The following is a 14,359-nucleotide window of genomic DNA, read 5'->3' as shown; positions in this document are numbered from 1 at the left end:
TTTGTGTGAGGAATCAACCCGCATACCGCAAGCGAGTAGCAGGACGAAAATAAACATGATACAATCGGGTAAGATATATATTCGAGGAAGGACAGTGGTTTTCATGATTATTCGTAATGAACAGGATTTAGAAAGCTTACGAAAAATCGGCCGCATCGTTGCGCTTGCACGTGAAGAAATGAAAAAAGAAGCGAAGCCAGGTATGACAACGAAAGAGCTTGATTTGATCGGTAAAAAAGTATTAGATGAGCATGGTGCTATTTCTGCACCTGAAAAAGAATATGCTTTCCCTGGTGTAACTTGCATTAGTGTAAATGAAGAAGTTGCTCACGGCATTCCAGGAGATCGTGTATTAAAAGAAGGCGACTTAGTAAACGTCGACGTATCTGCCGCACTTGATGGTTATTATGCAGATACGGGTATCTCATTTGTACTTGGGAAAGACGAAGAAAAAGAAAAACTTTGCCAAGCAGCTGTTGACGCATTTTGGGCAGCAATGAAAAAAGTTAAAGCTGGTTCAAAACAAAATCAAATTGGTCGTGCGGTTTCAAACTTCGCACATAAAAGTGGATACAATGTTATTCAAAACTTAACTGGTCATGGTATCGGTCTTAGTTTACATGAAGCACCAAACCACATTTTAAGCTATTATGATCCAATGGATAGTGCGCTTCTAAAAGACGGTCTTGTTATCGCTGTAGAGCCATTTATCTCTATGAAAGCTGATCATATTATCGAACGCGGTGATGACGGTTGGACATTCGTTACTCCTGACAAAAGCCTTGTTGCACAATGTGAACATACAGTTGTCGTAACACGTGGTGAGCCGATAATTTTAACAGAAATATAATACGAAAAAACGACTGTTTTGTAGATTGATTCTACATAAAACAGTCGTTTTTTCATTTTTGGAAAATATATGAAGTATTGTTGAACTCTTTATCATTTAAGTATATAATCTTTAGCGGAGGTTATTTAGGCTTATCTTTACTAAAAAGATATTGTCGCTAAGAAGTAACGTACCTTCTTTTTTATTATTTAAAACAGTTTCAAAAATGACCGCAGTAACGGATTAGTCGAATATTATGTAATCCTTATATTCCTCTAACAATGTAAGAAACAATCGAATTTCCACTTCGGTCCACTAATCGTAAAACTCTTTTTAGGCAAAATAGATGACTATTTTCAAAGTATATATTTTCTTCATTCTGACCAAAATCAACCCTATCTAGATTTTTATTTCCACATAAACTTAAGGCAAAAGCAAGCCTTCACAAAGGGATACATTACTTTGGTTAGCATGTATCGTAAAACTTACCTTTATAACCATTCTTTTTATTAGATTCACATGAAAACTCTCACCTATAAAGGTCTGATATCATTTTTATATCAGTATTTTTTTCGACATTTTTTGTCGAATTGTGTATATTTCCATAGAAATGCGTAAATATACATTTTGTTTTACGTTAAATAACACTACATTGAATTCATCTTTTTTGTCGGAGAACGCGTATAGAAATGGAGGGATAGCAAAAACAAATCGCTTATAACAAATACTTTTAATATTCCATTTGTTCATGTGGAATAAGTCCCCAATGGACAAAGGAATGTACAGAGGAGGAACAATGAAAAAACTTTTCAATATATGTTTAACTGTATTCGTACTATTTTCGCAGCTTGCTAGTTTTCCATACAATCAAGTAAGAGCGGAAACCTTAACAGGGGATTCATTATTTGACACTGTTGAAATGAAAGATGCAACTAATCATATTATTGACGAAGCAAAAAATCCTAACAACTTAATAAAGATAGGATCAACCATTCAAGTTGAATACGCTTGGTCAATAAAAGATAAACAAGTTGTACATGCAAACGAGACAGCAGTACTTCAAATACCACTTGCATTGAAAGTATCTAAAGATTTGCAAGGGGATTTAGTAGCAGACCAAAAAAATATTGGTCAATATTTTATAACAGCTAAAGATAATAAATTAAAGCTACTATTTAATGATCAAGTAGAAACTTCAAAAGGTGCTAAAGGAAAAATTAAACTTGATACTGTATTTAACCCAACTTTAACAACTGGAGAAAAATCAGTTCAAATTGCTTTTCCTCTAGGAACAATGCTTCATCCTATTTCAGTTCCTGTTCAAGTAGAAGATTCTAAAGAAGATGTAACCAAACAGGATACTAATAAACAAGCGCAAGATCCAGTAGCTAAACCTGTTACTGGTAATCCGGAGCAAAATCCAACAGCTAAACCTGTTACTGACAATCCAGAGCAAAATCCAGCAACTAAACCTGTTACTGACAATCCGGAACAAAATCCAGCAGCTAAACCTGTTACTGACAATCCGGAGCAAGATCCAGCAACTAAACCTGTTACTGACAATCCGGAACAAAATCCAGCAGCTACGCAAGCCACTGACAACCCAGAACAAAAACTAGCAAGCAACCCTGCTGAGAATACAAATTCAGGTCCAAAGCAAATAACAACAAACATTTTAACAGGTGTAAAGTTAACGGACAAAGACGGAAAACCATTTACAGAGGATAACCGTCCAAGTACAGATTCCCCTGCCAACATTGAGTTTACATGGGAACTTTTAAAATCAATGAATGTCAAAAGTGGAGATTACTATATTTTTGATCTTCCTAAACATTTTAAGATTTACAATACAATTAACAGTCCTTTATACGATAGCGAAAGTAACACAATTGGGAACTTTACTGTTACAAAAGAGGGAAAGGTCACAATGACATTCAACGATTATGTTGAAGAACATCCAGATCTTGTCGGTAACCTACAATTAAAGACAGAATTTAATAAAGCTGAAATTAAAGGTACAACAACACAAGAAATTCCTTTCCCAATTAAAGATAAAGATGTTTCTATTACAGTTGACTTTAAGCCTAATGTCCAAACAGCTACGAATAAAAAAGGGTTACCTGATAGGCCAATTAATACAAATGAAATTAATTGGACAGTAGAGATGAATAAAACGAAAGATAAGCTTAAAAACGCTATTTTTAAAGATAACATCCCACAAGGTACAAGCTTAAATAAAGATTCTATTAAAGTTTATTATTTAGAAGTTGATGTTAATGGGAACGCAACACGTGGTGCAGAAGCTGATCCAGCAGATTACAAAATCACTTCATCAGATGGTTCAAAATTAGAGATTGCTTTTAAAGATAACATCGATAAAGCATACCAAATCGAATATACCACAAAAATTACTGATGAAAATGTTGAAAATTTCCAAAATAACGTTACGATAACGAGTGATAATCAAAAGCAACAAAACGCAAGCTCTACTGTAACGGTTTCTCGTGGTACACATTTAAACAAAACGAGTAAATATGATCCAAAGACGCAAATGATTGAATGGACAATTACTTACAATGGTGATCAAAGAGATATCAAAAAAACAGATGCAATTTTAAAAGATGTTTTTGACGCTGCACATGTACTAGATGAAAATTCTATTGTCGTGAAAAATGCTTCATATGATGATAAAGGAAAGCTTGTAACAGGAGACGCTGTTACTAATTACACTGTAAGTAAAAAGAAAAATGGATTCGACCTACAGTTTAATGAGGATATTAATAGTGCTTATGTAATTACCTATAAAACAAAGCCAACTGGTAACGTCATAACAGATGGAAAAGTAAAAAATACAGTTACAGCTGATAATGGTTCAAGTAAAGAAAATGAAGCCGGCTTCAAGCAGCAAAATATTATTAAATCTAATAATAAAGCTGAAACAAACTATAAAGACAAAACAACAACTTGGACAATTATAGTAAATAATAACAACTATCCATTAAACAACGCGATCATTACGGATACCTTTGATCATGGTGGATTGCAATTAAAAGATAAGAAATTAGAAATTAAAGACGGAGATTATACTCTTCAAGCTGGGACTGACTATGTTTTAGATGTGACGGATAAAGGTTTCAACATTACCCTTATAGGTACATATCAGTCTAATATGACAAAGACATTAGTTGTAAAATATACAACAGACTTTGACTATACAAAATTGGAAAGTGGTAAAACTTCCTTTAAAAATACAGGTAACATATCTTGGATAGATGCAGATTCCAACAAACAATCAAATAAAGATGCAGCTAATTTTGATCCTGATGCTTTCACAAAGGCGAATGGGTATAAATACGGTTCTTATAACGCTCAAACAAAAGAAATCACTTGGATAATAGGCTTTAATTATAATAACGTTGAGATTAAAGATCCTTATGTTATAGACGTAATACAAGATAAACAAAAGTTAGTACCAGGATCCATCGAAGTGCGCGACATGATTTTAAATGGAAGTCCGGATAACGCAAAACCTGGTAATGCTGTACCGACTGAGCAATATGAACTTGAAGAGCCTACAGATAAAAATAAAAACACCCTAAAGGTTCATTTCAAACAATCAATTAATTCACCTTATTATATTATCTTTAAAACAAGTCTTGATGGTGAGCTTATCCAAGGTACCTACAAAAACGAGGCAGAGTTAAAAGATGGCTCTAAAATTGTTAACACTCTTAAAGGTGATGCTCAAGTAAATAAAGGTGATAGCTTTGTCACAAAAAAAGCTGTACAAGATGACAACTATATTAATTGGAGTATTGCAATTAACGAAAGCCAATCAACCATTGCAGACGCAGTTGTAACAGACGATCCAACAGACAATCAGGTACTTGTGGACGATTCATTCCACTTATATCCTACAACTGTCGATCCATATGGAAATTTAACAAAAGATACAGCAAATGAATTAAAACAAGGAACAGACTATAAGTTAAAGATCACAACAGACAATAATACAGGAAAGCAACATTTCGAAATTGCCTTCTTGAAAAAAATTGATCGAGCTTATATTTTAGAATATCGTTCACTTATTAATGCAGACGATAAAGAAAAAGTAAGTAATAAAGCGAAAATCGCAGGCAATAAGTTAACAGTAACAAATACAGAAACTACCGAAACGATTGAAGTACGAATGTCTTCTGGTTCGGGCGGAGGATCTGCTACTAAAGGTCGTGGGAACCTTGAAATTATAAAGGTAGATAATGACAATAAGAACGCACCATTGGCCGGGGCAGAATTTACTTTATACGATCGTACAGGGAAAACTGTTATCCGTAAAATCACAACAGACAAAGACGGGATTGCTAAATTTAATAACTTAAAACGCGATAAATATTTATTAAAAGAAACAAAAGCTCCTGAAGGCTATGTAATTAGCTGGGATTTAAAACAAGGGAAAATCGTTGAACTTGGTACACAAGAGACTACAACATATACACTTGCAAATAAGAAATTTGTCGGGAAAGTAGTTTTAACAAAATCTGATGACCTGAATAAAAACGTAACACTGCAAGGTGCCGTTTTCACACTACTTGATAAAGACAAAAAAGTAATTTCAGAACACAAAGAATTAACAACAAATAATAACGGACAAATTATTGTAGATAAACTAAAGCCAGGAACTTACTACTTACAAGAAACGAAGGCTCCTGAGCATTATCAACTAGATAGCAAACTAATTCGCTTTACTATCTCTGAAGATCAAACAACAATAGTAAACCGAACTGCGACAAATAGTTTAACTAAAGGATCTGCTCTTTTAACAAAAGTTGATAATCATAATAAAACTTTAGCAGGGGCAGAGTTTACTGTTCAAGATCGCAACGGAAAAAATATTACTGGATATGAGAAATTAACAACAAATGAACATGGACAAATCGAAGCAAAAGATTTACGTCCTGGTAAATACCAATTTGTCGAAACAAAAGCTCCTGAGCATTATGAATTAGACAAAACACCTATCCTATTTGAAATAGAAAAAAGCCAAACTACAGCAGCTTCTGTTAAAGCAAAAAACACTTTAATTAAAGGTGGCGTGACTTTAACAAAAATTGATGATGTTGATGGTACTACCCTTGAAGGTGCGGTATTCAAAATTGTAAACGACAAAAACGAAGACGTGCGTACAAACTTAAAAACGGAAAAAGATGGAACCTTATCCATTAAAGATTTAGAGCCTGGTGAGTATCGATTTATTGAAACAACACCACCTAAATACTATGACTTAAATAAAGAACCAATTCCGTTTACAATCGAGAAAAGTCAAACAAGTATCATTCCAATTACTGCTAAAAACAGTTTAACAACTGGTGCCGTTGAGTTAGTAAAAGTCGACGAATTTGATAAAAAGACTCCTCTTGCTGGAGCTATGTTCAAAATTGTTAATGAAAAGAATGAAGACGTTCGTATGGATTTAACTACCGATACAAACGGAACTATTAAAGCTTCTGACTTACGTCCAGGCAAATATAAATTTATTGAAACGAAAGCTCCTGAACATTATGAACTGCGATCAACACCAATTGAATTTACAATTGAAAAAGGTCAAAAAACATCGATTGTTATTACAGCTGAAAATAGTCTATTACCAGGCGATGTTGAACTAACAAAAGTCGATGATGTTGATGGCACTGCACTTACAGGTGCCGTTTTCAAAATTGTTAATAACAAAAATGAAGATGTCCGTACAGAATTAGTTACGAATCAAGAAGGTAAAATTATTGCTACTGGTTTACGTCCAGGTAACTATAAATTTATCGAAACGAAAGCTCCTGAGCATTACGACTTAAATAAAAAACCGATTGAATTTACAATTAAGGAAAGCCAAGCAACTGCTATTAACGTTACTGCTAAAAACAGCTTAACAAAAGGCGGTATCGAGCTAACAAAAGTTAACGCTGCAGATGAAAAGGAAACACTCGAAGGTGCAGTATTTAAAATTGTAGATGCAAATGATGATACAAAGGTAATTCATAAAGACCTTGTTACGAATAGTGATGGAAAGTTAGTGGTGGACGACTTACGCCCTGGTAACTATAAACTAATCGAAACAAAGGCCCCTACTTATTACGATGTAAATGTAGAACCAATTGAATTTACAATCGAAAAAGGGCAACAAAAGCTAATTCCACTTATATTTAAAAATAGTTTGACGAAAGGGAAAGTTAAACTAATTAAAGAAGATGATGTGGAAAGCAGTATAGCTCTTGCTGGCGCGGTATTCACATTACAAGACGCAACTGGCAACGAAATTATGAAAGATTTAAAAACAGATGATTATGGAGTACTAGTTATTCCAGATTTAGCACCAGGTGATTACCAATTTATTGAAACAGAAGCTCCTGAACATTATAAGTTAGACAAAAAACCTATTAAGTTCACAATTAAAAAAGGTAGCAAAGAAAATCTTCCTATCCCTGTTACTGTAAAAAATAGTTTACTTACAGGTGGCGTCACTTTAACTAAAGTTGATGATGTTGATGGCACTACTCTTGAAGGTGCAGAATTTATAATTGTTGACGCTCATGATACTACAAAGGTAATTCGTACAGGTTTAACGACTGATAAACAAGGTAAAGTTACTGCTTCTGATTTACGTCCTGGAGATTATCAATTTATTGAAGTAAAAGCTCCAAAAGACTATATCTTAAGCAAAGACCCTATTCCATTCACTATCGAAAAAAGTCAAAAAGAGAATATTACTGTTACTGCTACTAACAGTTTAAAGAAAGGTGCAGTAACATTAACAAAAATCGATGACATCGATCGTACGATGCTCGAAGGTGCAATCTTTAAGATTGTTGATATGAATGGTAAGGAAGTTCATACGAATCTTGTTACAGATAAAAACGGAAAAATTTCTGTTTCTGATTTACGCCCTGGAGACTATCAGTTCATTGAAACAAAAGCTCCTGAGCACTATGTATTAGATGAAACAACGATTCCATTTACAATTGAAAGAAGTCAAACGAAAGAGATCAATGTTACAGGCAAAAATGCTTTGAAAAAAGGTAGCGTTGAACTAACAAAGATTGACGATATTGATATAAATACAAAACTTGCTAACGCCGTATTTAATTTATTAGATGCAGACGGAGAGCTAGTTGAAGAAGGCTTAAAAACAAATGATGAAGGTAAAATTGTTGTTGAAAACCTTCGTCCTGGTACGTATCAATTCGTTGAGATGACAGCTCCAAAGCATTACGATTTAAATAAAAAACCTATCGTATTTACAATTAAAAAGAGCCAAACTGAAACTCTTCATGTCACTGCTACAAATACTTTAACAAAGGGTGCAGTTAAACTTTCTAAAGTAGATGATGTTGATGGCACTGTTCTTAAAGATGCAGCATTTAAAATTGTTAATATGAACGGTGATGTAGTTCATAAAGACCTTGTTACAAATGAACAAGGAATAATCGAAATTAACGACCTACGTCCTGGTGATTACCAATTCATCGAAACGAAAGCTCCTAAGCATTATGTTTTAGATGAAACACCAATCAAATTCACTATTGAAAAAGGACAGAACAAAGCTATTTCGTTAACTGCTACAAATAGCTTAAAACAAGGTAGTATCGAATTACTTAAAGTTGATGATTTAAACACTCAAACAAAACTTGCCGATGCGGTATTTAATTTACTAGATCAAGATGGCAAAGTACTTAAAACAGATTTAAAAACAAACAGTGAAGGTAAAATCGTTATCGAAAACTTACGCCCTGGTACGTATCAATTCGTTGAAATAACGGCTCCTGAACACTATGATTTAGACAAAAAACCAATTATATTTACAATTGAAAAAAGCCAAAAAGATATTGCTACCGTTACTATGAAAAATAGTTTAACAAAAGGCGGCGTGGAACTTTCTAAAGTGGATGACGTCGATGGCACTACTCTTGAAGGCGCAGTATTTAAAATTGTGGATATGAATGGCACTGTAATTCACAAAAATCTTGTTACGAATCAACAAGGTAAAATTAGCGTTTCTGACCTACGTCCTGGTGATTATCAATTCATCGAGACAACGGCTCCGAAACACTATGATTTAAACAAAGAGCCAATTCCATTCACAATCACAAAGAGCCAAGCAGACCCTATCTCTGTTACAGCTACCAATGGCTTAACAAAAGGCGCTGTAGAGCTTTCTAAATTGGATGACGTTGATGGCAATGCTCTTAAAGGTGCAATATTTAAAATCGTTGATATGAACGGTAACGATGTTCACACTGATCTTACAACAAATGCACACGGAAAAATTTCTGTTTCTCATTTACGTCCGGGAGACTATCAGTTTATTGAAACAAAGGCTCCTGAACACTATAACTTAAACGAAACACCAATTAAATTTACAGTTAAGAAAAGCCAAAAAGAAACACTGCAAGTTACTGCTACTAACAGCTTAACTAAAGGTGCTGTAGAATTAATTAAAGTAGATGATGTAAATCAAGATATAACACTTTCTGGTGCTGTATTTAACATAATTGATGCGAAAGGTAACGTTGTTCGCACTGATTTAACTACTAACCAAGAAGGTAAAATTTCTGTTTCTCATTTACGCCCAGGAGACTATCAGTTTATTGAAACAAAGGCTCCGAAAGATTACGATTTAAATAAAACACCGATCAGTTTCACTATCGAGAAAAGCCAACTAGCTCACGTTTCTGTTACCGCTAAAAACGGCCTAACAAAAGGCGGCGTGGAATTAACAAAAATTGACTCTGTAAATACGAAAGAAAAACTTGAAGGTGCGGTATTTAAAATTACTGATATGAATGGTAACGACATTCGTACGAATTTAGTTACAAATAAAGATGGGAAAATCATCGCGAAAGACCTACAACCAGGAGACTATCAATTTATTGAAACAAAAGCTCCTAAACATTACGACTTAAATGAAGAACCAATTAAATTCACAATCGAAAAAAGTCAAACAAAACATGTCTTCGTTACAGCTATTAATAGCTTAACGAAAGGTAGTGTGGAGTTAATTAAAGTTGATGATGTCAAGCAAAACACAACACTTGAAGGTGCAGTATTTAAAATTGTTAACAAGGATGGGCATGACGTCCGTACCGATTTAACTACTGATAAAAATGGCCGTTTAGTCGTTGATAACTTACCACCGGGAGACTATGAGTTTATCGAAACGAGAGCTCCTGAACACTATGACTTAAACGAAACACCGATTAAGTTCACAGTTAAAAAAGGTCAAGAAAAAATCGCTTCTGTTACCGCTACTAACAGCTTAACAAAAGGCGCTGTCGAACTTTCTAAAGTGGATGATATCGATGGTTCTGCTCTTGAGGGCGCTATGTTTAAAATCGTCGATGACAAAAACAATGATGTTCATACTAACTTAACTACCGATAACAACGGGAAAATTATTGTTTCTGATTTACGTCCGGGAGATTATCAGTTCATTGAAACGAAAGCTCCTAAGCATTACGACTTAAATCAAAATCCTATCAAGTTTACTGTTGAAAAGAGTCAAACCGCTAAAGCTTCTGTTACTGCTACAAATAGCTTAACTAAGGGTGCAGTTGAATTAACTAAGGTTGATGACATCGACGGTACTACTCTTGAAGGGGCTATCTTTAAAATTGTAGATATGGACGGCAAGGATGTTCGTTCTGATTTAACTACTGATAAAGATGGGAAGATTTCTGTTTCTGATTTACGTCCAGGAGATTATCAATTCATTGAAACGAAAGCTCCAACTGGCTATGATTTAAACGTTAAACCAATTCCTTTCACAATTATGAAAGGACAATCTCAGGTTACCTCTGTTACAGCCTTAAATAGTTTAACAACAGGTTCAATTGAGTTAACTAAAGTTGATATTGATCACCATGGAACACTTGAAGGTGCCATTTTCAATATTTTAGACCAAGATGGAAAAGTCATTCGAGAAGGTTTAAAAACAGATCAACACGGAAAAGTAATCGTAAATGATTTGAAACCTGGTAATTATCAATTAGTAGAAACAAAGGCTCCTGAAGGCTATCAATTAGATGCATCACCAATAAACTTTACAATTGATAAAGCCCAAGCTACGCCACTACAAATTACAGTTTCAAATAAAAAAATTGAATCTTCTTCAGGTGGAGATGACAAGCCAGTTACTCCTCCAAATAAAGAAGAAAACAAAGGCAATGAAACATCTGAGAAACACGAAAACGGAACTTCCGAAGAAACATCGAATAAAACAGATAACAAACCGCAAAATGATCGAAATACGGATAAACACCTTCCAAATACAGGTCATAAAGAAGATCCTACACAAACAGTAGGTATTGTTCTTCTACTCGCTGGATTGTTAAGTATTTTAGCTACAAAACGAAAAAAACATTATTAATTTTTTTCACATCCAATTAATCTCTCAATTGATTGGATGTTTTTTTATACAAAAAAGACGATACATAAAGTATCGTCTTTTTAACGGGGTGAGGCTGTCCAAAAGTACGGAAAACCTTTGAACAGCCTCGTATTTTCATATGGATGCCTTACATATATCACTGATGATAATTATGAAATGCGGAAACATATTTATCATCATATGATTCAAACATGAGAAAAGAAACCCTACAGTGGATTCTTTTCTCTACATAATCTAAAGTTTGGGTACACTAGATTCATGCAATGTAGGAGCTTTCCAAGCAGAAAGCTAACCTTCATTTAAGATGATAGCATACATATCTCCACCAAAAATATGCAAATATGCATATAGCATTTTTATTTCTCAATGTCAGAATATTGAAAAATAAGTGGTGCACAGGTAAAATAAAGTCGTTATCCGTCTTCTTTTGTCAGTCAGAGAGAATAGAAGAATGGGAGAGGAAAAAATGATAAAATCGTTGAAACAAAAAATGGTAAGCTCTTTACTTGCTGTATCACTTGCTGTCGGTTTAGCTCCAATCGGACAAGCAAAAGCTGATTCCACCTCAGAAATTACACAGACTCCATCTATTACAAAACAAATTGATGCAAACCGTGCCATCGAACATATCCGTTTCTTATCCGAAACAATTGGTCCTCGCCCTGGTGGAACAAAGTCTGAAGAATGGGCTTCTCGCTATATTGGTATGCAGCTTAAATCGATGGGCTATGAAGTTGAATATCAGCCATTTCAAGTGCCGGATCAGTACGTTGGATTTATCGAATCGCCATTATCCACAAAACGTAATTGGCAAGCCGGTGCTGCTCCTAATGCACTAATTTCTACAGAGGCTGTTACAGCCCCTCTTATCTTTGTTAAAGGTGGAACAAAATTAGCGGATATTCCAAATGAAGTTAATGGTAAAATTGTTCTATTCGAAAGAGGAACAACGGTAGCAGACTATAATAAACAAGTTGAAAATGCTGTTAGTAAAGGGGCAAAAGGCGTTCTTTTATACAGTTTAATTGGGGGGCGTGGAAACTACGGACAAACTTTCAATCCCCGCTTAATGAAAAAACAGTCTGTTCCTGTATTTGGTCTTGCTTACGCTCAAGGAAATGCATTTAAAGAAGAAATTGCGAAAAAAGGAACGATAATCCTTTCTTTAAAAGCTAGACATGAATCTAATTTAACTTCTCTAAATGTTATTGCGAAAAAGAAACCAAAAAATAGTACAGGTAATGAAAAAGCTGCCGTTATAAGTTCACACTATGATAGCGTCGTTGGAGCACCTGGTGCCAACGATAATGCTTCTGGGACTGGATTGGTATTAGAATTAGCTCGTGCTTTGCAAAATGTAGAAACTGATAAAGAAATTCGTTTTATTACTTTCGGCTCCGAGGAAACTGGATTACTTGGTTCAGACCATTATGTAAATAGCCTATCTCAGAAAGAACGTGACCGTATTTTAGGTGTCTTTAACGCTGATATGGTTGCAACAAATTATGATAAAGCAAAAAATTTATACGCTATGACACCTGATGGTTCTACAAATCTTGTAACAGATGCAGCCCTGCAAGCAGGTAAACAATTAAATAATAACCTCGTTCTTCAAGGAAAATTCGGCTCTAGTGATCACGTACCGTTTGCTGAAGTTGGTATTCCTGCCGCTCTATTTATTTGGATGGGTGTCGATAGCTGGAATCCATTAATCTATCATATTGAAAAGGTATACCATACACCTCAAGATAATGTGTTAGAAAACATTTCGCCTGAACGTATGAAAATGGCATTAGACGTCATCGGGACAGGGGTTTATAATACACTTCAAACACCTGTTACTCAAACTGAACAGAAGGCTGCTTAATGCTTTAAAAGACCACTGATTTTATCGGTGGTCTTTTATTGAGAAAAAACATATATGCATAAAAGCATATTTTCTCCTATGTATTATCGTATACAATATTAACTGTAACAAAAATGATTACAACTAATAAGGAGGCTTTTTCTACTATGAAAAAAATGATTTTAGCAGGTGCGTTAACTTTAGCAGGAATTACTGGAGCTACCGCCTTTATTCCAGAAACAAAGGCTGCCGCCGCTCAAGAACAAAGCTTTACAAAATTTTATTCTTTGCAAACTGGAAGTAGTTCCGAACAAGAACCTATTTTCCTTCAAAAGGGACAAGAACTAACAATTCATCCTAACAGCAAAACTCCTAGTTACAGTGTTTATGACTCAAATCATAACCTTATTGGGCGTTATTCTGATGGTTACGGCAGAATTTTCTCTGCAAAAACAGATGGAAATATGTATGTCCAATTTCATGCACCTTACGTGTACTATAGTCCTGTTAGTTTTTCTGTTACTTATACAATTCAATAAAAAAGAGGCCCTTTATAGGGCCTCTCTTATTGCTCTTTCCAATTCACTTTTACAAATCCATCTTTCACCATGAAACCACTTATATTAAATACGTACTTTTCGTTTGCCTTCAATGTAACTGTAAAATTACCTTTTTTTGATTCACAGATTTCTTTTAACTCTTTAATACTTTCCGCTTGTCTTTCATACAAACTAAAGCATAAGTTACCACGTCTTGCATCTGTTTCATAAAAAAATGTTACTTCTGTATCTTTTTCGTACTCAAGCTCAATGTCTTTCCCCGCAGTATCCCATGATGAGAACTTGGCCTCGTAACTTGCCTCTCCTTGCTTCTCGCTTTCTAAATATATATCTCCGGCTCTCCACGTATCATCTAACGTTTGGACAAAAGCAAAGCCACTGAGTAATACAAACATTACACTTGCAAATAGGGCAACTAACGTTATTTTTTGTTTTTTCATACCCTTCATCATATGTTCTCCTTCTACTCTCTTTTTACTTCTTCGCATCATATATAACAAAACTCCAATAAAGAATGGTAATAGAATCGATACCACACTCCACCACTTACTTATTCCATGCGTTTTTGCATCTGTATATACCCATGATGCTATACATACTAAAAGTGCTATAAAAGCAAAAAACATTGTAACTCCTGCCACCTCAAATATCACAAATGGATTAGCGAACTCTTTCATATATTTGTTTGA

General features: G+C 34.6%; 5 protein-coding genes. 4 read left to right on the top strand and 1 reads right to left on the bottom strand.

The window, feature by feature from the left end:
* The first annotated feature begins 55 nt into the window (after positions 1-55).
* From map to JDS98_RS12035, 4 genes are all read left to right on the top strand, one after another.
* Entirely contained in the window at positions 56-850 is a 795-nt protein-coding gene (map, locus tag JDS98_RS12050; protein WP_199633912.1) for a type I methionyl aminopeptidase, read from the top strand.
* Between the two features lie 775 nt (positions 851-1,625).
* A complete protein-coding gene (locus tag JDS98_RS12045) occupies positions 1,626-11,243 on the top strand; it encodes a SpaA isopeptide-forming pilin-related protein (RefSeq protein WP_199633911.1) in 9,618 nt (3,205 codons plus the stop codon).
* Positions 11,244-11,730: 487 nt separating this feature from the next.
* Positions 11,731-13,131 (top strand): M28 family metallopeptidase, encoded by a 1,401-nt coding sequence (locus JDS98_RS12040; protein WP_199633910.1) that lies wholly within the window; start codon positions 11,731-11,733, stop codon positions 13,129-13,131.
* A 146-nt stretch (positions 13,132-13,277) separates the two neighbouring features.
* Positions 13,278-13,649, top strand: coding sequence for a hypothetical protein (locus JDS98_RS12035; protein WP_098911994.1), 372 nt, complete (start codon positions 13,278-13,280; stop codon positions 13,647-13,649).
* Between the two features lie 26 nt (positions 13,650-13,675).
* Here the strand turns inward: JDS98_RS12035 and JDS98_RS12030 are convergent, their stop codons facing one another.
* Positions 13,676-14,347 (bottom strand): anti-sigma factor, encoded by a 672-nt coding sequence (locus tag JDS98_RS12030; protein ID WP_199633909.1) that lies wholly within the window; start codon positions 14,345-14,347, stop codon positions 13,676-13,678.
* Positions 14,348-14,359 lie beyond the last annotated feature (12 nt).

Origin of the sequence: Bacillus cereus group sp. N11 (assembly GCF_016483605.1) — a bacterium.
Classification (GTDB): Bacteria; Bacillota; Bacilli; order Bacillales; family Bacillaceae_G; genus Bacillus_A; species Bacillus_A toyonensis.
Note: the sequence above shows the minus strand (reverse complement) of the source record. Positions and strands in the feature narration are given on the sequence as shown.